This is a genomic window from Pedobacter sp. Leaf170 (assembly GCF_920984665.1).
Lineage (GTDB): Bacteria > Bacteroidota > Bacteroidia > Sphingobacteriales > Sphingobacteriaceae > Pedobacter.
In genome coordinates this window covers 1-26,389 of the sequence record NZ_CAKLBP010000012.1, presented here as the reverse complement: position 1 = coordinate 26,389, position 26,389 = coordinate 1, and the positions used below count along the sequence as shown (strand labels likewise).

The window sequence follows — 26,389 nt, the reverse complement described above, 5'->3', positions numbered from 1 at the left end:
TTAGGAAACAGACTAAATAAAGTATTTTAGTGTTTTATGTAATTATGACCATTAAAAAGAAGCATTACTTTTTATTACTTTTTCTGCTTTTAAGCTTTGGCGCCAAAGCATCATCAATATTAATTTATATGGATGAAGACCAGAAAAACCACTTAAAAGCTTACGGAATTGCCTATTGGACCATTAGCAAACAGGTTGAGGTAGATTGGCTTTTAAATTATAGAGGCGGCAGTTTTCTAATAAAATACAATAAAACAGTAGAAGATGAATGTAAAATCAGGGGCGTTTCTTACGAAGTAGTTGCCGATGGAAAAGTTGTAAATCTGCTTAATGAAATCAGCGACCCATCTGTAAATATGGAAATGGTTAAACTAGAAAAAACTCCGAAAATAGCCGTGTATTCGCCAAAAAGCAAATTACCCTGGGATGATGCCGTAACGCTAGTTTTAACCTATGCCGAAATTCCTTATGATGTAATTTACGACGATGATATTTTACAGGATAAACTTAGCAAATACGATTGGCTGCATTTGCACCATGAAGATTTTACGGGCCAGTATGGCCGGTTTTGGTCATCTTTTCGCTTTGCCAATTGGTATCAGGAAGATGTTAAAAACCAGGAAGCTTTAGCAAAGCGATTGGGTTTTAAAAAAGTTTCGCAAATGAAACTCGCTGTTGCCAAACAGATTAAAGAATATTGCATTGGCGGAGGTTTTATGTTTGCCATGTGCTCTGGTACTGATAGTTTCGATATTGCCTTAGCTGCAGAAGGTGTAGATATTTGCGCAGCGATGTTTGATGGAGATGGGGCCGATCCAAACGCTCAATCTAAATTAGATTTTTCTAAAACACTTGCATTTCAAAACTTCAAGCTCGATAATAACCCAATGAATTATGAATTCTCGGATATAGATGCAACCAATGGCAGAGGTTTAAATGAAAGTAATGATTATTTCACACTTTTTGATTTTTCGGCAAAGTGGGATTTAGTACCAACTATGCTCACGCAAAACCATGATAAAGTTATTAAAGGCTTTATGGGACAAACAACTGCATTTAAAAAACGATTAATAAAAACCAGTGTTACCGTTTTGGGCGAAAATAAGGGCGCTGCAGAAGTACGTTACCTGCACGGAGAAGTTGGCAAAGGTCAGTTTACTTTTTATGGCGGGCACGATCCGGAAGATTACCAGCACGCTGTTGGCGACCCACCTACCGATTTAAATCTCCACCCAAATTCTGCGGGTTACAGATTAATCCTAAATAATGTACTTTTTCCTGCAGCAAAGAAAAAACCTCAAAAAACATAGAGTTAAATTTGTATTAGCAACGGTAAATTATTCTATAAAAGACTAAAAATCCACTTAACTATACACTCTTAATATTACTCTGTAAATTACTTCAGCCCTACCCTTAAATGATTTATTGTAAGAAAAACCTACTGTAAACCAATATTTTAATTAACAAAGCGGTAACATAAATAATACTTTGGCATAGCTTTTGGAATGATGGCGATAATTAACAACCGAAAATTAATTCGGAGAAAAATTTAAACAAGATTCTTTACCTAAAGAAAATATTATGAAAAAGTTATTATTAAGTGCTTCAGTGGTTTTATTAGCAACAGGTGCATTCGCACAAACAACAATGAGCGGTTCTGATGCTAGATTTGGTATTAAAGCGGGTGTTAACTTGGCTAGATTTCACGCTAGTGACTTTACCGGTAGTGAAGATTACAACAATACAATGAAAGATAACGTTGGTTTCAATGTTACGGCATTTGCAGATTTTGGTGTTGGAAACAATTTTTTCATCCAACCAGGTGTATCATTGCAAAATAAAGGTGCTAAATTTCAGGAAACAAGAACAGCAGCTGGTGTTACCAACACAACAACAAACAAAACAAGTTTAATGGCAATCGAAGTTCCAATAAACGCAGTTTTCAGAATCCCGACAGGTGATGCAGGTGCAGTACAAATTTCAGCTGGTCCGTATGTTGGATTTAACATTTCAGGTAAAAATAAATTTGAAACTGTTACAACTGGTGGTAATGCTGCAGGAACAATTTCAAATGAAAATGATTTAAAATTTGGTTCAACAACTGATAAAAACTACAGCTCAACAGAATTTGGAGCAAACCTTGGTTTAGCTTACCGCACTAACTCTGGATTTTTAGTAGGCGCTAACTATGGTTTAGGTTTATCAAACTTAATACCTAAAGATTCAAGATCTGGCGACGGTAAATTAACAAACCGTGTTTTAGGTTTTTCAGTAGGTTATTCTTTCTAAGAAAATATCTAAGTACAAAAAAAGCTCCCGAAAAATTTCGGGAGCTTTTTTTGTTTAATCGTAAAAATTCCAGGTTAAGCCGAATTTTAGCAAAGCATCTGGCATTGGGTATCGATTAACTGTATAATATCCTTTGGATAAAAAACCTTGATTAGCATAATCGTACTTAACAAAAATATTTGCTCTCTTCAAATTCGCTTTTAAATACACATCAACAACAGGTACGGATTTCAAAACTGTAGCTTCGCGGTCTATGTAAAATTGACTAATAGCAGGCGAATATAAATAATTTGCATAGCTGGTATTATATCTAACATCGAAACCAATATTTGTTTTAAGCACTTTAAAAAGATTCAAATCGAAAGAGAAACTATTGCAGGTGTAAAATTCTGGTGTTCTTAACACATCATTATTATCAGTTTTTTGATAAGCTAAATAGTTTTCAATTAAGAACTTTCCAAAACGCCATCTTTTGGCAACATCTAATCTAATTAAACTAATATCGGCACTTTCTTGAAGTGGCTTTACATTAATATCATTTAATCCCAATATCGTGGTTCCAAAATATAAATAGTTGCTGGTTAGAAAATATTTTGCACCCGCTTCTAAACCTAGTTTATCATTTATGTAACCAAAAGATAGGTTGGCAACTTTTGTATTTTTTAAATCTGAATTTATCCACTCAAAGTGATTACCGTTATAACTGGTAAAAAGCTGTGATGGAGACTGATTTTGAAGATAAGCACCAAGTTCGATTCTTCCTATTGCCTTACCTAAACCAATTCTACTTTTCGCTTCATACAAAAAGTCACCTGCATTTCTGCCCTGAAAAATCTGGTTCACATCTAAGTTTAAATCTATATTGCTGGTAAAGCGATAGCTTAGCGCACCAATAACACTCAAATTTTGAAAACTAAAAGTTCTGTTTTCGTAAGTTACACCATCTCTTCTTGCGCCAAGTGATGTATAGTTGTAATAATCATGCTTTATGCCGGCATCAAGTTTTAATTCATTTTTTATTACAGTCGAATTTTTTGCCCTTAAAAAGAAACTGTATATAAATTCGTTTTTAACATGTTGCAAATGAGTAGAATCACTAGTGTAAATTGCATCTAAAGCGTTTACGCTGTTAATACCCAATTTACTGCTTTTGTCCAAAGCCTTTGGTATAACCAAATTATTATCCAGTTCATCTTTAAAAAAACCATAGCTATCATTATTGTACTCCAAAGTGTAAGTAACCTTATTGGTTGGTAAAACCGATGTATTGGTTGCTGTAGCGCTATCTATACGACCAACATAATAAGTTTGCTTTAAAAAGATTGTATTTTTTCGGTACAGATTTCGGGCAGATGTTAAATTGGTTGCTTCGGCCTTTCTATCAATTTTTACATAATCATCATTAAAAATCGTTTGCTCTGCTATTGAACCATTTTCATAAGCTCTTAAAGTATTAAAAATTGCAGAAGCCCACATGTTGTATCTTTTATTTGGCGATTGATACCAACTGAAAATGGCAATATTTAAATTATCTCCTCTTTGTCTACTGTAAAAACCACGGGAATCCATTCGGTTAAAATTGACGCCCATATTCCAGTTTTTTTTAATATTCTGACTGTGAATGGCTTTAAAATATTGCTCTTTTTGACCTGCACTAACCAAGTACAAGCTTGTAAATGGTGCTCTTGCCTGATAATAAATTATATCTTCAGGATTTAAAGCATAATAATCTAAAGAATGGAAACCCACATCAAAACCAATTCTTTTAGATGGCTCATAAAGTAAAGGTCGGGCTACCTGCCCAACGCTACCCGTTGTAATAGCCGGATGCCTTGGCTGTAAAAGTGGACTATAATTTTGAATATTATATGTAGAAGTATCTAATGGCAATAAAACAATACTGTCTCTGCTCATAGCCATTTTAGTATATTTTATAAACTTTGCCGTAAAAATGACAGAATCTTTTTCACCCTCTTCTTTTTTACGTAGCGAATCAAGTTCCTTATTATTACCAACATTAGTTTTTAAATCTTGCGCTTTTGCATCGTTTTTAACGATGAAAAACAAAATTGCCAAACATAGGAGAATAGCCTTGCGCATGTTACAATTCAGCAATTAGTTTGGTTAAGATATCTGTCATTTTTGGTTCTGCTTTAGCAGCTGCTTCTAAAATTTCATCTAAATTAAATGGCTTTAATTCTTCAGGAAAACCCTCATCTGTTAATACAGAAATGGCAAAAACCGGCAAACCGGCATGGTTGGCAACGATAACTTCCGGAACGGTGCTCATACCAACTGCATCAGCGCCTATTAAACGCAAATATTTGTACTCCGCTTTGGTTTCCAGATTCGGACCAGAAACCGCAACATAAACACCTTTATGGCACTTAACATCTACGTTTTTAGCAATTTCTAAAGCTTTTGCAATTATAGTACGCTTGTAAGGCTCACTCATATCCGGAAAACGCGGACCAAGCGAACTTTCAATTAGACCACGTAATGGATTATCAGGCTGAAGATTGATGTGATCTTCAATAATCATTAAATCGCCCTTTTTAAATTCTGGATTTAAAGAACCCGCAGCATTGGAAACAATTAGATTTTCGATACCTAAACCTTTCATTACTCTTACCGGAAAGGTAATTTGCTGCATACTATAGCCCTCATAATAATGCAAACGACCTTGCATGGCTACAATCTTCTTCCCATTTAAGGTTCCAAATATTAGTTTGCCGCTATGAAATTCCAGTGTAGAAATTGGAAAGTTAGGGATGTTTGAATACATCAATTGATGCTCAACTTCGATATCTTTAACTAAACCACCCAAGCCAGTGCCTAAAATAATGCCTATCTCTGGTTTAAAATCCTGGGTTTTACGTTTTATATATTCAACTGTTTCTTCTATTGCTCTTAACATAGTTTAAAATAAGTTCATCAAAGGTAATCTTATCTTCTTCAAATAATTCAACCTCGATGGGTAAAAAATATACCGGTAAATTTACCAGTAAATCTTTAAACTCCGCAGATTTTAAACGCTTGCTATCCTTTTCTGTTGTGATAATGATTTTTTCTTTTTTTACTCCGGCTTCAAAAGCTGATTTAAATTTGCCAATATCAGCTTGCTTAAAAGCATAATGATCTGGAAATTCTTCGTGCTTAATGGTTTTAGAATACTTTTCGAGCTCTTCAATAAGTGGCGCTGGGTTTGCGATTCCGGTAAGTAAAAATATCTCGTGCTCTTTTATTGACTCCAAAGACCGGATTTCGGCACTGTATAAATGCTTTAAATCGCTATACTTTAAATAAGAGTGCAATACTTTTTGAGTTTCATCAGGTTGTAACTCATTAATTGAGGCTTGTTGCGCAACATGCAGAAGCGGCACTGGAGCCTTTGTTACTAACAAAACATCTGCCCGCTTTCTTGATGCAAAAACATCTCTTAAATTTCCTGCCGGAAGCAAGAACTGCAAAGTACCTAATTTTCTAAATTCAAAAAGTAAAATATTTAAGCCTGCCCTCACGCTACGATGTTGAAATGCATCATCCAAAATGATTAAATCATGCTTGTCTTTTAATTTTTCGATGCCTTTAACTCTGTTTTCACAAACGGCAACTGTTACATTATTAAACTTTTGAAAGTATTGTAATGGCTCATCTCCTATTGTTTCGGCAGTTGCACTTTCATCAGCAAGTATAAAGCCTTTTGTTGTTCTGCCATATCCGCGACTTAGAATTGCAATTTTATAATCAGCAAGTAACCTTACCAGATACTCTGTTGTAGGCGTTTTGCCAGAACCGCCCACAGCCAGATTACCTATGCATATTACCGGCAAATCGAATTTTACAGATGATAGGATGCCCCAGTCATATAGCTTTTTGCGTAATGTTATAGCTATACCGTAAATAAGTGAAAATGGCAGAAGTAAAAGGCGTAGATAGTTAAGTAGCATACTGTCGTGTTTTCAAAAATACGGATAATTTAAAATTTTAAAGCACATGTTGCCAATGCCTATTGAAACAACCTCATCAGAGCATTAATGTTTGTCAAAATTTTATGGTGGAGATATATAAATTTTTGATTAGCAGCTAAATTTTTAAAATCTAAATAAATCAAAAAGAAATAAAAATTATTAAACTATCCAAGTTAAACGGATTTATTACAATGATTTATCAAAATAATCTGCATAACTTTCATTAATTTTAAGAATACAAATTATCTACATTATGCTAAAATTAAATTTATTTGCAGGGCTGATTATACTCTCCTTATCAGCCTCTGCCCAAAGTGCCAAAGATTATAAATTTGGACACTATTATGATACCAATGGACAAAAAATTGATGGCTTTATTTATTGCCCTCCGTCTTTAAATTCTATTGTTTACAAAAGCGATAACGAAACAGAACAGAAAACGCTAAGTCTAGATAAAATACAATCCGTTGTATTATCTGGTGGTAAAGATAGCTTAGTGGTAAAATCTGAGAATAACAAGCCAAATAAGTTGTATTTAGCATCAGTTGCTGCTATTACCCCAACTACAAAGTTTTTTAGAAAATTTAATATATACACTATGGTAGGTTCGGCGAGTAGAAGCATGGGTTCAGCGCCAAGTATGCAAACATCTAACGGCAGAGCAAATTTTGCGAGTACAACTTCTTTTTCTAGTGGTGCTTCAACAACAGGTATTGATGAAACTTTTTTTTATGAAGATGGTAATACAACTTACGAACTTACCAAGAAGAATTATATTGATATTTTATCAAAAGCCTTTGCAGACAACACAGCACTTACAAAACAATTTCAATCAAAATATTTAGGATTTGATGATTTAGCAATGATTTTCAAAAAATACAATGATGATCAAGTTGCCAAATAACAAATAGAACTAAAATTCATTTAATAAAAAAGCAGGCAAATTGCCTGCTTTTTTGTTGTTGAGAGGTTATTTATTGATATCCTGGATTTTGACCAAACTCCGCTGCATTTAGCAAGGCGTTCAGTTCAGTTAAGGGTATTGGTCTTAATCTGTGAAATGCCTGCACTGCAGTAATATCTGGGTTGGCAGCCTTAATACGAGCTACAAACTGATCGCCGGTTAGTGTTCTTTTTAAATCGAACCATCTGATTTGTTCTCCGCAGAGTTCTCTTGCACGTTCATCTAAAATAAAATCTATACCACCACTTTGAACTGCAGCAGCCGTTGTTTGCATAGCTGCAGTTTGGTTTATAGGTGTTTTAACAGCAGCACGAGTGCGTAATACATTTAATTGTGTTGCCGCCGCACCATAATTTCCAATCTGAAATTCCGCTTCAGCGGATATTAAATACATTTCTGCTAAACGCATCACAATAACATCATTAAAACCTGGTTGAGAATTTGGAACGGTACGGTTATTATCTAAAAACTTCTTTAACGCTACAAAATCTGTTAACGATTTTATTGTACCGTTGGCATTGAATAAATCATCTCTATCTACAACCACATAAGGTTTGGTGGTTTTATCAGCCACTACATTTTTAGTAATTTGTAAAGAAAGGCCGGTTCCACTTACTACAGTTGCACCAACAACACTTGCAGCTTTACCATAAGTAGCAGCTTGTGCAGCCGTCCAGGTAAATGCTGTTGAGCCATTTGTTGTAGAGTTTGCCAACCAGTTTTCCTGGAAACTTGCCGCATAACGAGCATCTATCTGATCATTAAACAAATCTAAAAGAAAACGTGTAGGTTGCAAACGGCGTTGACCATCAAACCCGTACGGAATACTTTGAACCAAACCCGGTTTATTGCTGTACTGCGTTAAATACCATGCATGTAATCTGTTTGCATTACCGTCATAATCAATGGCCGTATTTGTAGAATTGCTGATGATGTAAAGCGCTTCTTTATTGTTTTTATTATTTGCGGGGTTCCAGAGTTCGGCCGGACTTGCCCATAAATCAGTACCAATTTCAGCCTTACGGGCGATAACTTCGTTTGCAGTGTTTCGGGCAAGCGTAAAATATTCTGTACGCTCTATACCGGTTGCGTAGTATGCTCTGGATAAATATGCTCTTGCTAAAAAACCAAGTGCGGCTTTTTTAGATGCACGACTATATTCTGCACCCCAGAAAGAAGAAACAGGTAAGTTCTCTGCTGCGAATTTTAAATCGCCAATGATTAAATCGTAAAAAGCACTTACCGAGCTACGAGTGGCAGTTAATTCTACTGTTGTTGTTTCCTGAGTACGTAGATTTATTCCACCCCATTGCTCTACTAGGTGCCAATAATAAAATCCACGAAGAAATCTTAATTCGCCCAAACGACGGTTTTTTTCTGCAGCGTCTGTAAAGCCTGCGCTTTCTATGCGATTGATTCCTGCGTTACAAAGATTAATTGCCCGATAAAACAACCTAAACAATGCTAACGAAGAGCTTGGTGTTGCACCGGATAAACCCTCATAGCGTGTAAGCTGATTTGCGTAATTTGCCTTGTTTGCATTGAACCATAAATCGGTTCCGCCTTCTGAAACTAATAAACCATCTTCCTTACCGTACCAGGCACGTTGCTCCTGGTAGGCACCATTCACTGCAGTTACAAACCCTTGTGGTGTTGTCCAGGTTGCATCAGCAGTTGCGCCACCTGGATTTACTTCATCTAAACGTTTTTCGCAAGAAACCAAACACGCTGATAAAAGTGTTGCGAACAATAATATATTCCTTTTCATGATAATTTCTTAAATGTTATAAATCTAAATTGAAACCAAATACAAACTGGCGGCTTAATGGTGATGATTCAGCACCGCCACGCTCTGGATCGTAATCTCTCAATAATTTATTTTTCGAGTAAGTGAATATGTTAGAGCCGGTAGCATAAGCACGTAGAGAACCGATTTTTAATTTATCAGTAATGCTTTTAGGCAATGTGTAGCCTAATTGTATATTTTTTATCTTGAAGAATGAACCATCAATATATAATAAAGATTGGTATTGATTTGGGTAAATACTTGATAAGCCATTACCTTGGCGAGGACGAGGAAAATCATTAGATGGATTGTTGATTGTCCAATAGTCGAAATTATCTGGTCCGTTGGCTACACCACCCGGATTGTATCTTCCAACAAATTCTGCTTTAACGGTTTGCCCATACCTTGCGATAAGGAAAATGCTTAAATCAAGATTCTTATATCTAAAATTATTTTGCAATCCTCCGTACCATTTTGGCTGTATTCCGCCAAGGATTTGTCTATCGTTTGCCGGATCTATAATGCCATCACCATTAACATCTTGTAATTTAATATCACCAAACCTAAAAGCTTGACCGGCTAAACTTAATGCGCCTGGATTTTCATCTAACTGCCAAATTCCCAGCTTTTTGTAAGTGTAAAATACTTTAACCTGAGAGCCGATAAAAAGCGAATTCTCTTCAGGATTATTTGAAGCTACAATATTTCTACCATCAATTAAGGCTGTAATTCTTTCTTTGTTGCGAGAAAACGTTGCCGTTGTGCTCCATGTAAAATCTTTGGTTTGAAAGTTAATAGTGGTTAAACTTGCGTTAATACCGCTGTTTAGGGTTGCGCCAATATTTTGTGTAATTGTACTTTGTCCGCTTGATAAAGGTAAACCTCTACTTAAAATAATATCAGATGTTTTAGTACGATACAATTCTAAGGAACCTGAAATACGATTATTAAATAAGCCAATATCTAATCCTGTATTTAAAGTGGTAGAACGTTCCCAGCCTAAATCAGGATTTGCGACCGAGCCGCTGAAACCGAATGCCGGAACCGGCACTTCGCCAAAGCCCATTGGTACAGTGCTGATTAAACTTTGTGAGCCATAGGGCGAAACACTTCCAGAATTACCGGCCGAACCATAACTTGCTCTGAGTTTTAAGTTACTAATCTGCTTCAGGCTTTTCATAAAATCTTCGCTGCTAATTACCCATCCAACAGAAGCTGATGCGAAATCATCCCATTTCCTACCTGGTGCAAGTACTGAAGCACCATCCCATCGCTGGGTAGCTTGAAATAAATATTTACCATTGTAGCTGTAATTTAATCGTCCGGCAAATGCTAATAAATCAAAACGAGTAAAGCCAGATGTTGTAACCCGACTTGAAGCTTCGGTACCGAAAAGATTGTTAAAACCTTGCGAAGGCAGCACTTGCCTGATTCCCGTTGCAGAGTTTACATCAGCATCGCTATGAATGTAACTTGATAATGCGGTAATGGTGAAATTATGTTTGTCTATCGATTTATTATACGTGATAACATTATCCCAGTTGTAATATCTTCCGTTATTATTAGTTAGTGAGGCTGATGCATATCTTACTGTATTTTGTGCATTCGAAAATTGGTCGTTAAAAACGCCTCTTCTGCTATTACTTAATACAGTACCGAAATTCATCCGATAGGTAAGCCCTTTTATTGGTGTAATTTCTGTAAAAGCAGTTGCATTTACTTCTGTTCCTAAATTTTCGTCAATGGCCGCACCTGGTCTTTCATCGGTAAGCGGACTAAGCGCTGTATTACCTGTTGCAAAACCCGCTAATGGAAATATGTTAATACTTCCATCTGCATTGTACGGTGTACCGAAGGGTAGAGCGGTTAAGGCTGCAGATAATGGATCTCGGCGGGCGTTGGTTTTACTATAAGATAACTGACCAGTTATGCCTGCTTTTAGCCAATTATTCACTTTGTGTTCAATATTATACCTGAAATTGTAACGGTTATAATCGTTGTTTTTTAATGCACCCTCTTCGTTAAAATAACCTAAAGAGAATAATGCTTTTGTGCTTTCTGAGCCACCACGTATAGAAACCGTATGACTTTGTTGCCTTCCATTTTGTATAGCTAAATCCATCCAATTTACTAGTGCACCCGCTTGAATAGCGGCCAGCTCGCCTGCTCCATTAAAAATTTGAGCATCAGTTTGGGTAATTACACCTGCATCGTTTCTAAAAGATTCTCTCCTAAGTGTTAAATAATCTTCGCCTTGGCGAGGTGTTGGAAAAGCAGTTTCGCCATTAATGCCATAGTAACCATTGTAAGAAATTTTTGGTTTGCCTGATGTGCCTTTTTTGGTTGTGATAATAACGACACCGTTTGCACCTTGAGAACCATAAATAGCTGTTGAAGATGCGTCTTGCAATACATCAATGGTTTCAATATCATTAGGATTGATGTTATTTATGCTTCCACCATTTTGAACCCCATCTATTACATATAAAGGAGATGGATTATTGGAAATAGAACGTGTACCTCTGATTTGTATATTTACACCTGCACCTGCACTACCACTGCTTCGGGTAATATCTACACCGGCAGCTCTACCCTGAATAGCCTCGATGGCATTATGAGTAGGTGCTTTAACAATATCAGCCGCTTTTACAGATGCTACTGCACCCGTTAAATCCCGCCTTTTAATTGTACCGAAACCAACTACAACAACCTCATCTAAATCATTGGCTTGCGAAGCCATATTAATTTTGATATTCTGGTCGGTTGGTTGAATAACGATTGACTGATCTGCGTAACCTACATATTTAATTAGTAAGGTGTAAGGCTTATCAGAAGAAACATCAATGGTAAACTTGCCATTAACATCACTAATTGCTTTGGCATTGGTACCAGAAACTGAAATGTTGGCGCCGGGAATGGTAGTTGTAGTACCCGATTCGTAAACTGTTCCGCTTAATTTTCGGGTTTGCGCTTGCGCAGTAAAAACTACCAGCAATAGCATGCATGCGAGATAAAGTCTGCTCATATTTATATTTGGTTTTAGGTTTGATCATTAAAATTAACGCATAAACGTTAATTTAACGATTATCAAATATAAATACAATATTCATTAGTGCACAAACAATTACCCGCTATTTTGAAGTATAATTAAAATGTGACAACAGATATGTAAACAGACTTTAAACTTTGATACTTAAGTATCAAGAAGTTAACTCCAAAACTTTGCTTCTGCTTTCGATTATATCATTAAATACAGATTCGCTGTCTATGTACTTATTTAAGAGGAAGATTTGATTTTCGGCTCGTGTTAAATTATGGCTTGGATAAGAGATTTTGTAGTATAAATCGCCAGATAAGAAATCCGTTAGAAAACGAATAGCCTGCATAAATATCATAAACTTGCCACTATAAATAAATAATTCCTTTTCAGATTTATTTAAGGTTTTTTCCATTTCTTCCATGTAGCCTTTATAAATTGCGGCAAACATTTCCGGTCGGATTTTAATATTTTCGAAATTAGTTTCTTCCTCATTTGATAAAGAAAGATAAGTTCTCATCATATCGCCAACATCACTTATAAAATAGCCCGGCATCACAGTATCCAAATCGATAACGCAGATACCACCACCAGTATTTTTGTTCAGTAAAACGTTATTAATTTTAGTATCATGATGGATAACTCTTACGGTTAATTCTTTTTTCTCTACTGCTTCATTAAAAATGTTTACAATGTTGAAGTGCCTTTCTATTTCTTTAATTGCCCATTCGGCCTCCTCCAGCCTTTGTTTGCTGGCAATATTAAGCGCTTTACGGTATTGCTTTACCCTGAAAGGTAAGTTATGGAAATCTTGGATGGAGATTTTTAGTTTATTGGGATTAAAAGCCTCGAGCATACGCGTAAACTTTCCAAATTGCTTTGCTGCATGGTAAGCTTGTTCAGGCTTTTCAACTTCATCAATGGTTAAAGAATTTACTACGTAAGGGAAAAGTCTATACGTTTCGCCATCAAGTTCTAAAATAGAATCGCCATTTTTGGCTATAATTGGCCCAACGAAAAAGTATTTTGGCGCTACACTATCCAGGTATTGTTTTATCATCAGCATATTATCCGAAATATCTTTAGGTGATGAAAAAACATGTGTATTTATTTTTTGAAGAATAAATTCTCCGTCAGGAGATGAAATTTTCCAAGTATGATTTATTAATCCACTCCCAAAAGGTTTATACTCAGCTTTGCTCGTATCTATTCCAAACCCTTCTAATACTTTTTCAATCATAAGATTTCGTAAATGCTATTGTTAATTTTGATGCTCGTGTTTTCAGATTTATCAATATGAACTTGCAGAATATTTTAAAATTCTACAAGTTCAAAATCGATTACCTAAACAATATAAAAAATGATTTTGCTTTTTATCTAAAAACCGCTATCATCTAACGCAAATGTGTTTTTTCTGTCTTTCCATTTACCTTTCGTAAAATCCGGAAATTTCTGCGGCATATTTCCATCTTTTAGAGATTTTGTAGAAAGTGGCGTTATAACGCTCATGGTAACAGAATCGTAAACGTCAATCGGTGTTTGTTTTTTCTGTTTTACAGCCTGAATAAAACCATTAAATACAAACCAATCCATACCACCATGACCAGCACCAACAGCTTCAGCTTCGTGTTTTTTCCAAAGTGGATGATCATACTTTTCAAACCACTCTTTAACTGGCTCCCATGCGTGTGGTTTAGATTTACCTTCTATATGGATTGATTTATTTACATCCATCCATAATCCATTTGTACCTTGAACCCTAAAACCAAGAGAATATGGGCGTGGTAAATGTACATCGTGAGATAACATTACGGTTTCACCATTAGCACAGTTAATTAAAGTTGTGGTTACATCACCATTTTTATAATTAATTTTCGCGTTTGGATGACCTGGAGCTTTACTTTCAACATAATCTGCCAAGCCTTTGGCCTTTGAACTAAATGAAACCAGGTTTGTGAAACGGTTACCGCGATTAATGTCTGTATACTGCATAATCGGGCCAACGCCATGTGTTGGATATAAGTCTCCGTCCTGATCTATATTAAATTGCGTTCTCCATTGCGCTTCACTCAAAGCTTTTGGGCCGTACTCTACACCGCCACCATAATACTGTTTACCATTGTTAAAAAGTACTTCGCGTAAATCGTGTTGATATCCGCCTTCTAAATGAATCAATTCTCCAAAAATACCTTGTCTAACCATGTTCAATGCAGCCATAACATCTCTGCGATAGCAAACGTTTTCTAAAGTCATGTATGGCATACCGGTTTTTTCGGACGTGTTTACAATATCCCAATGCTCCTTTACGGTTAAACCGGCAATAACTTCACAGCCAACATACTTTCCGGCATTCATAGAATCTATGGCCTGGGCATGGTGAAACTGCCATGGTGTTGATATGATAACAGCATCAATATCCTTTCTGGCAATCATTTCTTTGTAGGCATCGGTACTACCAGTATATTCTTTAGCTGCAGGCCTTCCCTTTTTAGCGATAAACTCTCTGCAAATTTTAAGCGAGCTTTCCTGAGTATCACAAATGGCCACAATATCTACATCATCTCTTAAAGTTCCTTCAGAAATATGACTCATACCTCTGGCGCCAACGCCGATGTATGCTAATCTTACCTTTGCACCCTCAGATTTTGCGAATACAGTTCCGCTAGGTAAAATTGTTATGCCTGCTGCAGTTATTGCACTGTTTTTAATAAACGCTCTACGTTCCATTATTCTTTAGTTTATTTATAGGTGATTATTATTTTACTCCAAACAAATCAATTTCAGCTAAAAATTGTGTTCGGTGGTTCTTAATATTTTCTATTTGGTTAATTTAATAAATTGAAAAACTTGTAACTATTTTTTGGGAAGATTATTTAAATTAATTTCAGGTTTAACACCTGCTGTGGTTCTGGTAAATAATTGGTTAACGTCTACGTATTGGTCAAAGAAACCGCCATTTCTAAGGTAAAAGTTTCCATTATCTATTCCACCTGCATAATCCATTCTCTGCTTATTTTTTACGGTAGCATCACCGGTTAATTTGGCAACTTTTAGTTCGGTCCATACGCCGTCATTACTGCAAATCCATTGGTTATTAGTTAACATTTTTCTGCCCATGTAACCATTGGTATCGTAAAAATTTTCTAAAAAAGAATGTAGCCCGGTTAAGTAAGTATTTGTTAATGGTCTTTTCCACGTACACATAAAACGCCAATTGTTTGTTTCAGGATCAAAAAACCACGCCGAATAAAGTGTATTGCCAGCACCATCAGGCTTTGCCTGTGTTAAAAATTTATAGGTTTGTCCGGCCTTCCAATTATAAACAATATAACTTTGACCACCTGTGCCTTCACCACCAAACCTTTGTACGGTAACGCCTTCACCTTTAGAAGTTGCCTCAGTTACTCCGGTTGATGGGTCCCACACCGAGAATAAAATCCATCTATCATTAGCTTTGCTCTGAATACCAAAATATCCCTGACCAAAACCGTTTGCCATGAAATACGAACCCGGGGTATCTTCGCCAACCGGAACGGTAAGTTCATTATAAAACCATTCTACATTTGTGGAGGCTGGTATGGTATAAGCCAAATGCACCGAAGGACCTCTACGAGACCAGTAATAGTTTTCCGGGTCATTTGCAAAAATTAGATTTGAAGCCGTTGTACCGCCAATAATTAAATCAGATATTTCTGCAAAAGTGCTACCCGTTTTGGATAAACCTTGAATCTCTACTTTTACATATCCTGCTTCAACAACATTAATTTTGCCAACATAAACGTTTTTAATGTCTCTATTAGAAACAGTTATTTTATTGGCAGAACCATTTGCCTTAATACTAATTTGGCTAGTACCATCGGCAACTTTAAGCTTCAAACCTAATTTTATTTCTCCCGGCTGCTGCACTCTTACATAAACAACACAAATTGCCTTATCGCTTGTCCAATTTGCTAAGCCCGTTTTTTCAATTTTTTCATCGTTACCTTTAGTTTGAATAAAAGCATTACCACCAAAAGGCACTAAAATACCATCAATAGTTTCCTCAACATTTTTTATTGGAGATAGGTCTGCTGCATCTTTCTTCTTACAAGCTATTGTTATTATTGCGCAAGTAAGTACCATTAGGGTCACATACAACTTAACCAAACTTTTAAATTTTAACTTCTTCATAGAGATTTTCTTAACACTTTAACGTAACTATCTAATACTGAATACTGTACTTTCTATTCATTTCTCAGGTTTGATTATTGTAGGTTATTTTTTGGATAAACTGGGATGTGATATATAAGTAATTGTTTGGAACGATGTTGAATTCATTCCTTAACCTAAAAAAATTGATTCATAATATTTTTTGTTGAGTGGTTAGAATAACTGTTTTGACCAAGTTAAGCGGAAGAAACTAATGTTTAAAGTAAAAACTAAACGCAAACGTTTGATAAGACTTTAGCACAAAATGCGAAAATAACAGCGATTTTTTGACTGGTCCGATTATCCAATCATGGGATTACGAAAATCCAACATTATTAAATAATATTTCACGAATTATGATTTTTGTAAAGCAGGAATTAACATCGAGAGGAAAAGACCATATAATTAATGCTGCGCAAACGTTTGAGAAAATGATTTGCAAAAAGATATACTCATAGAAAACAAATGAATATTACACAGCACAGTGCTTTAAATATCAATTGAATGAGATTCTTATTGCTAAATATCTAGAAGAAAATTTTAGTTTTTTGAAGGATAAATTGTTTAGTTAACACGGATTATTTGCGTGAAAACCAAAGAAAATTCAGAATAAATCAAAAAAGTAAACTCTACTATTCTTCAGAATCGTTTTCCAGATTCTCTAATAAAAAACGAAGGAATAGCTCACGGTTGTTTTGAGTTTCTAAAGTATGGTCTATAATGGTCACAGAATCAGAAGCTTGACTTTTTATCATTGAATGATTTTCTGAATATGAAGTATTTAAAGTTGCCATAATCTATAAATTTTATAACTGTTTAACTTAAATAACCGCCAAATGTTTAATATTATTTCATTTTGCAAGTAACAATCATACGATGGAAAACTAAACCTTAAAAATTTTTGGGTTCAAAAACCGTAAGTTGTATATGTACGTATGTAAGCTTTAGAAAGGGTTAAGGCACAACTTACGATGAAAAAATTTTACTTCCTACTTTTCTTCACATTCCTAATTTCGCTTAGTGTAAGTGCCAGAGCTGCTTCACCTATATTTTTTAAAATTAAACAATCAAAAATTAAAGAAAATATAGACAAAGAAAAAATTGAATCAGCAGACGAGGAGAATCAAGAAAGCGGAAATTTAAAAACTACAGAATTTATTTTGACTCAGTTTAGCTGCGTTGTTTTTTTAAAAATAACTAAAAGCACTTTCACAAAATATAACATTTATTTACCCACGATATATTCAAAAGTGCCTAAGCAGCCTCCCAAAGGCAGTTTATTTTTCGAATAATTAACAGAATTCCTTAAATAGACTTTATTAAAATGCTTAAAATTAAAAACACAATCTTTGCGATACTATGCGTAGTATCCTTATCTGCAATGTTCTCATCTTGCAAAAAAGACAGAAACTTTAACGATCCGTTAACACCCGGACCCGACTTAAATTTCTATGCCTTAACTGCTGATAGTAAATTACTACTAATTAATGCGAATACGCCTTCAACTGTTACATCTCAAGTAAGTATTACTGGTTTACAAACTGGAGAGACTATTTTGGGCATTGATTTTAGACCATCGACCGGGCAATTATATGGCATTGGCAGCAGCAGCAGATTATACGTTATAGACCAGAAAACCGGTGTAGCAAGATCTATTTCAGCAGCACCTTTCAGCCCTGTATTAAGCGGAACATCTGTTGCGTTTGATTTTAACCCGACGGTAGATAGAATAAGACTTGTTACTTCAACAGGGCAAAATTTACGCCTGAATCCGGAAACCGGAACAGTTGCTGCTACCGATGGAACAATTAATGGAGTAACCAATGCAAAGGTAACTGCTGCCGCTTATACACAGAATAAAGCAGGCGCAACTACTACAGTTCTTTTCGATATTGATGTTGCTAATGATAAACTTCACAAGCAAGACCCACCAAATGATGGTAAACTTGTTGAAGTTGGAAGTTTAGGTTATGATGTGGAAGACGCAAGCGGATTTGATATCAATCCTGACGGAACATCAGCATTAGCTGCAATGTCGGTTGGTGGTACATCATCATTATTTATTATCGACACAAATACAGGTAAAGCCTCAAAAATTGGCAACTTTACGCAACAAATAACAGGCTTGGCTATCCCTACTGAAGCTGTTGCTTATGCAATTTCTGCAACAAATGATTTATTAATTTTTAATCATTTAGCTACAATGCCAACAATCATCGCGAAGCCAATTACTGGCATTCAGGCTGGCGAAACAATTTTAGGTATTGATATGCGCCCGGTTAATGGACAGATATACGCATTGGGAAGCACGAGTAGAATTTACACAATAAATGCTTCATCTGGAGTAGCTGCTGCAGTTACCGCAAGTCCGTTGAGTACACTTTTAGTTGGTACACAGTTTGGATTTGATTTTAACCCTACTGTAGACAGAATTAGAATTGTTAGCAACACTGGTCAAAATTTACGTTTTAACCCAGCTGATGGAACTGTAATTGTTGATGGAAATATTTCGCTTTCAACTGCAGCTGTAACAGGTTCAGCATATACAAATAATGTGGCTGCTGCAGCTTCAACAGTTTTATTCAATATTGATTCGACTGGCGATAGATTATATAAACAAGACCCACCAAATGCAGGTACTCTAGTAGATGTAGGTGCTTTAGGAGTTAATGTGGAAGCTTCAAACGGATTTGATATCGGTTCAACTTCGGGAATTGCTTATGGTCTTTTTACTGTAGGTACAACACAGAGAGTTTATACAGTTAACCTAACAACCGGAGCGGCTACTGCACTTGGAACAGTTTCTACAGCTTCAAGAGCCTTTACCGTTGGTTTAGGATTTTAATTTTTCCCTCTAAATATCAAAGCCCCGAAATTAATTTTTTGGGGCTTTATTTTTTACATCATCAGTTCATCCATAACTCCGAGTAGATAATCAATCTCGAAAGGTTTTTGAACAATTGCATCCGGACGGCTATTGGCATCATCAATATCTATAATTTCGCCAGAAATTAAAACAATCGGAATTTGCGCTGTTTCTTCATGGCTTTTTAAATAGTTACATACAATTCTACCATCAATATTACCAATCCAAATATCCAGCAAAATCAAATCGGGTTTAAAATCTTTAACTACCGTTTCTAAGTCTGTGATGTTTAAAAGACTTTTAAGTTCAAAATTTCTGTCTTTAAACAGAAGTGGAAATACGTCTTGTAAATCCTGGTCATCATCAACAATTAATATTTTCTTATTCATAGATAAATTTCGTCTACTCTTAAACGAAAAGAACCCGTTATGGTTTCAGGAAAATAATTGATTTTTAAGAAATATGAAGTTTTGAAGCCTTTAATAATTGTTCCTCTTGTATTTCTGGCTGATATGCCCAAGCCATATAGATTATTCTTAACCAAACAATAAAGAATGGAAGGCTTAGTACGGCTAATGAAATAGGATGTTTATGGGCCCAAACCGGAAATAATAATAACGGAAAATTACAACACAAAACCAGTAGCGATGGCAATAAAACCGTTCTAATTTGCTTGTCATTTTCAAAAACAAACCATAAACCTACACCCACAATTGAAATTATATAGGTACAATCTTCTGAACTCGTGCTAAACAAAACAGGGAAAAGCAAGGCCGAGGCTAATATTAAAAGCTGAAAGATTTTATCTTGAAATGAAGACCATTTTAAAAAAGGAATAAGAAAAATAAATGCTCCTGGCATTAAAAATCCCAAATTCGGAATATCGTAATCGTAAATTAAAGATCTAAAGAAGCCGATTATAGATATAGGAACAGAACCTTGAGTAGTATTGGTTAAATTTTTCTCTGCTAAAGTAATAAACCATTCCTGATAAGATTCGAAAATGGTTAATGGTGAAGAGAAGAACATAGGCAATATAAAAAACACTATCGACCACATTGCTAAATACAGAATAAATCTGGGTTTATTTTTTACGAAGAAGAAGAATGATAAGCCCAAAATTCCATAAAGTTTAATAAAGGAACCAAGTATGATAAGCATAGACGACCAAAAGCCTCTATTCTTGTTCAATTTTGTAAAACTTAATATTATAAAAGCGGCAGCTGTTGCATTAAACTGCTGATTTAACATGGACTCAATTAAACATGGAATGGCGATATAACCTATTAAAACTCTTTTATCAGTTTTGAGTGGTAATGTTTGCAATGCATAAAATAGCATTATGCAATTAAATACATTCCAAAAAATTAAACCGAGCCAATTAGGCAACAATGCAAATGGAGCAATAAACAAAGAAAATATTGGTCCGTAATGATTTACATCATCATGAAATTGAGGATATTGCCCATAAAATGATTGCCCATTTATAAGGTTTCTAAATACGTTTTCAAAAATTAAATAATTATTAAATCGATGAGTAATTAAAGAATTTATCGCAAAGAATAAAGCAATCGCAAGCCATAATATAAATATAATAACTTGCTTAGAAGTAGAAAAAGTTTTTCCTTTTCTAAGTATTTCAGGAAAGTTAATCATTAGTTAATCTCGTAATAAGGATGTTACAAAACAATAATAAATATAAGATTTACTAACTCCAAATATTTAAACAAAAAAGAACAAAAAGCATAATTAATCATACACTCTAACTCTTATATTGAATAAAACCTAAGCTTTTACATTGAATTTTTAATGATGGTCAATCCTATTTATACAAATGTTTAAATACTTATATTTGTGGTTCCAATCTTAAAATGAACCAAAATAAATCTGTCTTTTCTAAACTGAAAGAACTTTTAATGAATAAGCAATTTATCATAATTGTTTATTTGCTATTAGCTATAATCTCGGCTGTTAAGCAGTATAATCACAACACATTTAACAATTACCAGATTTACAAATACGTTTTCTTACATACAGTTGAAAGCAAAAATCTGTATGCCGAGTATCCTGAATATTTAGATAGCAACCATTATGGTCCGGTCTTTTCTCTTTTTGTAGCACCTTTTGCACTCTTTCCTGATGCAATTGGAACAGTTTTATGGAACATGGCAAGTGTGGGCATTTTGTTATGGGGAATTTTCAGTTTGCCCATAGCGTTAAGCCAAAGAAAAATTATCGCGTGGATTTGCGCACATGAAACATTAACGGCTTTATTTAGCTTTCAATTTAACATTGCGTTAACAGGTTTCATCTTATTAAGCTTTTCTTACACCATTAAAAGAAAAGAAATACAATCAGCATTTTTTATTGCGCTTGGTACAATGATAAAGCTTTATGGCATTGTAGGTTTGGCTTTTTTCTTTTTCAGCAAACATAAAATTAAATTTATATTGGCTGGTTTAGCTGCATTAATAGTACTTTTCGCATTACCGATGGCTATTTCATCACCTAAATTTATTTTGCAAACTTATGCAGATTGGTATAGTTCATTAATCCATAAAAATGATATCAACGCTTCTTTAACTTCGTTTCAGGATATATCGGTAATGGGTATGGCTCGTAGAATTTCCGGAAATGTTTCTTTAGAAAATACGCCGTTTTTGCTTGCTGGCATTATACTTTTTGCTTTACCATATACCCGAATAAAACAATATAAGCACTTAGCTTTTCAGCTTTTACTCCTTGCATCAACTTTAATTTTTACGGTTATATTCAGTAGTGGCTCCGAATCACCAACCTATATAATTGCTTTTGCGGGCGTTGCTGTTTGGTTTATTGTTCAAAAAAAACCCTTAAGCTTCTGGACTATTGCTTTATTTGTTTTTGCTTTTATATTAACTAGCTTATCGCCAACTGATATTTTTCCTCAACAGGTTAAAGAATTCATTCGTCTATATTCGCTTAAAGCTTTACCTTGCGTTCTCATTTGGTTAGCCATAATTTATCAAATGATGGTAGAAGATTTCACCTCATATTCTATTGCCGATAATGAATAAATTAGTTTCAATAGTCATTCCTGCATATAATGAAGCTGATAATATTTTCGTAATTGCCGAAAGCATTAAGCAGGTTTTTGAACCTATCCATTACGATTATGAAATTATTTTAGTTGATGATGGCAGCGCTGATAATACAATCGATAGAATAAAAGATTATGCATTGCAACATAGCAACATCTTTTTTCTTGAATTTTCTAGAAATTTTGGTCATCAATTAGCTGTAAAAGCGGGTATGGATCATGCTTATGGTGATTGTGTCATTTCTATGGATTGCGATATGCAGCATCCACCACAATTAATACCTGAAATGCTAAAAAAGTGGGAAGAAGGCTTCGAAGTTGTTTATACCATCCGCCAGGAAGATAAAAACCTTTCTAAAGGAAAAAGAAGTTCATCCAGTCTTTTTTACAAAACTTTAAACTGGCTTTCAGATATCGAACTGGAACCCGGCGCAGCCGATTTTAGATTACTCGATCAAAAAGTAGTAAACGTTTTCAGAAATTTTAATGAAAACGAACCTTTTTTAAGAGGCCTTGTAAAATGGTTAGGCTTTAAGCAATTTGCTATAAAATACAATCCGGCAGCACGTTTTTCTGGTCAAAGCAAATACACGTTTAAAAAGATGCTGAGGTTGGCGTTACACGGCGTAACTTCTTTCAGCATTAAACCATTATATACTGCCGTTTATTTAGGCTTCACCTTATCATTTGCTTCAGTATTATATATTCCCTATATAATTTATGCTTTCGTTAACAATGTTGAAGTTTCGGGTTGGGCATCGGTAATTATGACTATTGTATTTTTTGGAGGCTTACAATTAATTATTTTGGGCATCATCGGTATTTATGTAGGTAAAATGTTTATGCAAAGCAAAAACCGACCAAATTACATTGTCCGTTCAACAAATATTCCTGTAAAATAATGGTGCTTTTAAGTTTTGATATCGAAGAGTTTGATATGCCTTTCGAGTATAATCGGGAAATCTCATTTGCCGATCAGATTGCAATTTCAAAAGCAGGCACGCTAAAGATTTTGGATATTTTAGATAAGTACGAAGTGAAAGCAACATTTTTTTGCACGGTAACATTTGCAGAAAATATTCCCGAGGTAATCAGCAGGATTACAAAAAGCGGACACGAATTAGCTTCACATGGTTATTATCATTCTGATTTTAAGCCTGAACACCTATTACAATCCAAAATTAAGCTCGAAGAACTTTCTGGCAAAGAGATTACCGGTTATAGAATGGCCAGGATGATGCCTGTTGATGAAAAAGAAATTGAAAAGGCAGGCTATATTTATAATACATCTATAAATCCAACATATTTACCCGGAAGATATAATAACTTTAATATTTCCCGCACTTTTTTCACCAAAGAAAACGTACTTCAGATTCCAGCCTCGGTAAGTCCTGTTATTAGGTTTCCTTTATTCTGGTTATCCTTTCATAACCTTCCGTTAGCAATTTACAAGGCTCTATCAAGCTGGACTTATAAAAAAGACAAATACCTCAACATCTATTTCCATCCATGGGAATTTACAGATTTAGATGATTTTGAAAGATTCGGCTTCCCAGGTTACATAAGGAAAAATACCGGTGATAAAATGGTTACAAGAATGGAAAACTTAATCAGCTGGATGAACGTTAAAAAATATCCGTTCGGTACATTCCAGCAGTTTATCAAAACGATAACATAACCAATACTTTTTTACTTGTATGTTTCAGCTAATTTTAAGGCATTGTAAGCATTTACAATTCCACCACTTACACAAATATCGCTAAAGGGCACTCTCATATTTTCACCTCTTGCGTTTTTATATTTAACTTTTCGTATAACTTTAGTAACAGATTTCATAATAATTTCTCTTACCTGGTAGGGTTTTAAATCTGGATAATAACTTAAAATTAACGCTGACAAGCCAGAAACTACCGGCGATGCCATACTTGTTCCATCCAGGTCTTCATACTTATTATCCGGCACTGTCGAATTAATTAAAAATCCAGGGGCAAATACATCTACATTATATTTACCATAATTAGAAAAATCGGCCTTTAAGTTGTCGTCATCTTTATATGAGCTTGCACCAACTTCAATCCAATTACTGGCGTGCGGTAATTTAAATTTTGCAGTATCTACAGGAACGGGCTTAGCTAACGAGTTATTACTCAGCGGTGGTCTCATTCCCATACTATTATTCTGCATATTGGGTTTAGGAGGCGTAAAATCCGCTAATGTTGGCTTTTTGTGCAACTCCTTATATTCCGTGGCTTCTTTGCTTTCAAAATACTTATTGGGAAAATTTTCTTCTTCATCATTATTTTGATTATCATTCCCGGCCGCATGAACCAACAAAACACCTTTAGTTTCTGCATATTTAACGGCCTCATCTACAATCTTTTTATCCCAGCTATAGCTTTTACCGAAACTCATATTAATGACTTTAGCACCATTATCCACTGCGTAACGAATACCATTAGCAACATCTTTATCGCGTTCATCGCCAGTTGGAACAACTCTAATTGCCATGATACTAACATTATTTGCCACGCCCATTATTCCCACAGAATTGTTTCGGTTTCCTGAAATAATGCCTGCAACGTGGCTTCCATGCTGAGCATCGGGTCCTTTAACATCTTTGTTTCCGTAATCTCTTTGATTTGGATTCGAATAATCGTCACCAACCAACGTAGCACGCATATCGTACTTAGGATTAAGATTATACTTCAACATGGCATCGTATTGCTTGTATCCGTCCTTAATACTTTTATAAAATTTTTCAAAACTGCCATCTTCCCTAGAGCCTTTTCTAATGATAGTTTTAACCTGCTCTTCTACCTCATCATCAGCTTTATACTTCTCTACATCCTCCAATATTGGAATTTTTTTATTATTCATAGTTGCAGCAGAATCCAGAACTTTATTTATGGCAATTAACACAGCAAATGTTTTGCTGGCATCTTCATATTTCTTACCAAAATCGCCAACCATTTTCTTATATAATCTATACTCTTCTTTTTGAGTACTATCTAAAGGTGTCAAATTCGTGGTCGATTGATATTTTGGAGTGTAAATTCGCAACAACCTTACCAATTCCAGATTATCGAATTCTAAATTTCCATTCTTCGAACCAATGAAATTCCAGCCATGTACATCATCAATATAGCCATTGCCATCATCATCAATACCATTACCAGGAATCTCTTTAGGATTAGTCCACAATACATCTTTTAAATCTTCGTGGGCGATGTCAATACCACCATCAATTACTGCTACAATAATTTTTTGTTTAGGTTTTTTGTCTTTAAGAATTTCTCTGTAAGCCTTCTCTGTACTGATACCAAAATAACCGCTTTCAATCAAATCTAAATTGAACCAGTTTTTGGGCAACTGAACATCTTTACTCTGGGCAAATAGTCCAAAATGGATAATAAATAAAACTAATAATGTTCCTAACCTTTTCAATTTCATACTCATAAAATCATACTTACGCAAAAATACAATAATAAGGTTTTATTATTTCGAGCTTAAAAAATTTAGCATAATTTAACATGATAGGCTTAATTATAACCTTGATATGAAATATCAAAAAAGATTTGGTTTTGAAAACGAAAGCTGGTTTTTCATCGGTCCATCCAGCCCTGCTGTTGTTCCAATCTTTTTGATGATTGGCAGCAGAGGTTTTAGAAAAACCTGCGCAACCAAAAAGGATTTCCACGTCATCAGGTTTAGCTGGCCTGGTCTGCTGCTTCGATGAACAGTTTCAACGCCAATACCAGATTAACAAATTCTTCGACATTGAAACCTTAGCTGTTCTCAGATGCCTTAGATAGTAAAACCATTTTGTTTTATCTAGGCAGTTCCAGCTAATCCTCTATTGCAGTAATGAATATAAAGCATCACCCATTTCCATAGGCAACCAGTGCTCTTCACTATCATACTAAGATGCCCTCAGATGCCTTAGATGATAAGAACCATTTGTATTTATCTGCGCAATTCCTACCAATCTGCGGGCGTTATTCCGGCTCTTTTAGTTACAGTGAACTTTCAACTTTGAACTTTCAACTTTGAACTTTGAACTTTAGACTCACAAGTCCCATCGTTGTGCAAAAAAGCTTATAAACAAAGAAAGCCTTGCAACAATTGTTACAAGGCTCTTCTTTTAAGATTTGGCACCGACCTACTCTCCCACGTGTTACCGCAGTACCATTGGCTCTGGTGGGCTTAACT

General features: G+C 35.1%; 21 protein-coding genes. 9 read left to right on the top strand and 12 right to left on the bottom strand.

Going from position 1 to position 26,389, the window contains the following annotated elements:
• Nucleotides 1-128: 128 nt before the first annotated feature.
• Together LUA90_RS19250 and LUA90_RS19245 are read left to right on the top strand one after the other, a co-directional pair.
• On the top strand, nt 129-1,310 hold the full coding sequence (locus LUA90_RS19250) for an asparagine synthetase B (protein WP_231464186.1): 1,182 nt from the start codon (nt 129-131) through the stop codon (nt 1,308-1,310).
• A gap of 271 nt (nt 1,311-1,581) precedes the next feature.
• Complete coding sequence (locus LUA90_RS19245) at nt 1,582-2,289, top strand: porin family protein (RefSeq protein WP_231464143.1); 708 nt, start codon at nt 1,582-1,584, stop codon at nt 2,287-2,289.
• Between the two features lie 54 nt (nt 2,290-2,343).
• On the opposite strand, the gene LUA90_RS19240 is transcribed toward LUA90_RS19245, so the two are convergent.
• The 3 genes from LUA90_RS19240 to lpxK are packed head-to-tail and all read right to left on the bottom strand — an operon-like array spanning nt 2,344 to nt 6,239.
• Nucleotides 2,344-4,389 (bottom strand): putative porin, encoded by a 2,046-nt coding sequence (locus LUA90_RS19240; RefSeq protein WP_231492217.1) that lies wholly within the window; start codon nt 4,387-4,389, stop codon nt 2,344-2,346.
• A 1-nt stretch (nt 4,390) separates the two neighbouring features.
• A complete protein-coding gene (locus LUA90_RS19235; protein WP_231492216.1) occupies nt 4,391-5,206 on the bottom strand; it encodes a purine-nucleoside phosphorylase in 816 nt (271 codons plus the stop codon).
• Entirely contained in the window at nt 5,178-6,239 is a 1,062-nt protein-coding gene (gene lpxK / locus LUA90_RS19230; protein WP_231464149.1) for a tetraacyldisaccharide 4'-kinase, read from the bottom strand. Before lpxK ends, LUA90_RS19235 begins: the two co-directional genes overlap by 29 nt.
• Nucleotides 6,240-6,513: 274 nt before the next feature.
• Between lpxK and LUA90_RS19225 the strand changes: the two genes are divergently transcribed.
• Nucleotides 6,514-7,164, top strand: coding sequence for a hypothetical protein (locus LUA90_RS19225; protein WP_231464151.1), 651 nt, complete (start codon nt 6,514-6,516; stop codon nt 7,162-7,164).
• Between the two features lie 70 nt (nt 7,165-7,234).
• Here the strand turns inward: LUA90_RS19225 and LUA90_RS19220 are convergent, their stop codons facing one another.
• From LUA90_RS19220 to LUA90_RS19490, 6 genes are all read right to left on the bottom strand, one after another.
• A complete protein-coding gene (locus LUA90_RS19220) occupies nt 7,235-8,992 on the bottom strand; it encodes a RagB/SusD family nutrient uptake outer membrane protein (RefSeq protein WP_231464153.1) in 1,758 nt (585 codons plus the stop codon).
• Nucleotides 8,993-9,008: 16 nt separating this feature from the next.
• A complete protein-coding gene (locus tag LUA90_RS19215) occupies nt 9,009-12,035 on the bottom strand; it encodes a TonB-dependent receptor (RefSeq protein WP_231464155.1) in 3,027 nt (1,008 codons plus the stop codon).
• Nucleotides 12,036-12,210: 175 nt separating this feature from the next.
• Nucleotides 12,211-13,287, bottom strand: a complete 1,077-nt coding sequence (locus tag LUA90_RS19210) for a phosphotransferase enzyme family protein (RefSeq protein WP_231464157.1) — start codon at nt 13,285-13,287, stop codon at nt 12,211-12,213.
• A 137-nt stretch (nt 13,288-13,424) separates the two neighbouring features.
• Nucleotides 13,425-14,774, bottom strand: coding sequence for a Gfo/Idh/MocA family protein (locus LUA90_RS19205; RefSeq protein WP_231492215.1), 1,350 nt, complete (start codon nt 14,772-14,774; stop codon nt 13,425-13,427).
• Between the two features lie 126 nt (nt 14,775-14,900).
• Nucleotides 14,901-16,217, bottom strand: a complete 1,317-nt coding sequence (locus LUA90_RS19200; RefSeq protein ID WP_231464161.1) for a DUF5077 domain-containing protein — start codon at nt 16,215-16,217, stop codon at nt 14,901-14,903.
• Nucleotides 16,218-16,867: 650 nt separating this feature from the next.
• The gene (locus LUA90_RS19490) at nt 16,868-16,990 is read right to left on the bottom strand and encodes a hypothetical protein (protein WP_255713480.1); all 123 of its coding nucleotides are present in this window, start codon (nt 16,988-16,990) and stop codon (nt 16,868-16,870) included.
• A 216-nt stretch (nt 16,991-17,206) separates the two neighbouring features.
• Between LUA90_RS19490 and LUA90_RS19195 the strand changes: the two genes are divergently transcribed.
• Both LUA90_RS19195 and LUA90_RS19190 read left to right on the top strand, forming a co-directional pair.
• On the top strand, nt 17,207-17,527 hold the full coding sequence (locus LUA90_RS19195) for a hypothetical protein (RefSeq protein ID WP_231464163.1): 321 nt from the start codon (nt 17,207-17,209) through the stop codon (nt 17,525-17,527).
• A 32-nt stretch (nt 17,528-17,559) separates the two neighbouring features.
• On the top strand, nt 17,560-19,080 hold the full coding sequence (locus LUA90_RS19190) for a DUF4394 domain-containing protein (RefSeq protein ID WP_231464164.1): 1,521 nt from the start codon (nt 17,560-17,562) through the stop codon (nt 19,078-19,080).
• A gap of 53 nt (nt 19,081-19,133) precedes the next feature.
• On the opposite strand, the gene LUA90_RS19185 is transcribed toward LUA90_RS19190, so the two are convergent.
• Both LUA90_RS19185 and LUA90_RS19180 read right to left on the bottom strand, forming a co-directional pair.
• A complete protein-coding gene (locus LUA90_RS19185; RefSeq protein ID WP_231464166.1) occupies nt 19,134-19,490 on the bottom strand; it encodes a response regulator in 357 nt (118 codons plus the stop codon).
• 64 nt (nt 19,491-19,554) lie between these two features.
• Nucleotides 19,555-20,757, bottom strand: a complete 1,203-nt coding sequence (locus LUA90_RS19180; RefSeq protein WP_231464168.1) for a glycosyltransferase family 87 protein — start codon at nt 20,755-20,757, stop codon at nt 19,555-19,557.
• Nucleotides 20,758-20,972: 215 nt separating this feature from the next.
• Between LUA90_RS19180 and LUA90_RS19175 the strand changes: the two genes are divergently transcribed.
• The 3 genes from LUA90_RS19175 to LUA90_RS19165 are packed head-to-tail and all read left to right on the top strand — an operon-like array spanning nt 20,973 to nt 23,858.
• Complete coding sequence (locus LUA90_RS19175) at nt 20,973-22,157, top strand: glycosyltransferase family 87 protein (RefSeq protein ID WP_231492214.1); 1,185 nt, start codon at nt 20,973-20,975, stop codon at nt 22,155-22,157.
• Nucleotides 22,150-23,082, top strand: coding sequence for a glycosyltransferase family 2 protein (locus LUA90_RS19170; RefSeq protein WP_231464172.1), 933 nt, complete (start codon nt 22,150-22,152; stop codon nt 23,080-23,082). Before LUA90_RS19175 ends, LUA90_RS19170 begins: the two co-directional genes overlap by 8 nt.
• On the top strand, nt 23,082-23,858 hold the full coding sequence (locus LUA90_RS19165) for a polysaccharide deacetylase family protein (RefSeq protein WP_231464174.1): 777 nt from the start codon (nt 23,082-23,084) through the stop codon (nt 23,856-23,858). Before LUA90_RS19170 ends, LUA90_RS19165 begins: the two co-directional genes overlap by 1 nt.
• Nucleotides 23,859-23,869: 11 nt before the next feature.
• Here the strand turns inward: LUA90_RS19165 and LUA90_RS19160 are convergent, their stop codons facing one another.
• Nucleotides 23,870-25,630, bottom strand: coding sequence for a S8 family peptidase (locus LUA90_RS19160; RefSeq protein ID WP_231492213.1), 1,761 nt, complete (start codon nt 25,628-25,630; stop codon nt 23,870-23,872).
• 106 nt (nt 25,631-25,736) lie between these two features.
• On the opposite strand from LUA90_RS19160, the gene LUA90_RS19155 reads away from it, so the two are divergent.
• Complete coding sequence (locus tag LUA90_RS19155) at nt 25,737-25,916, top strand: hypothetical protein (RefSeq protein ID WP_231464178.1); 180 nt, start codon at nt 25,737-25,739, stop codon at nt 25,914-25,916.
• Nucleotides 25,917-26,389: the final 473 nt, after the last annotated feature.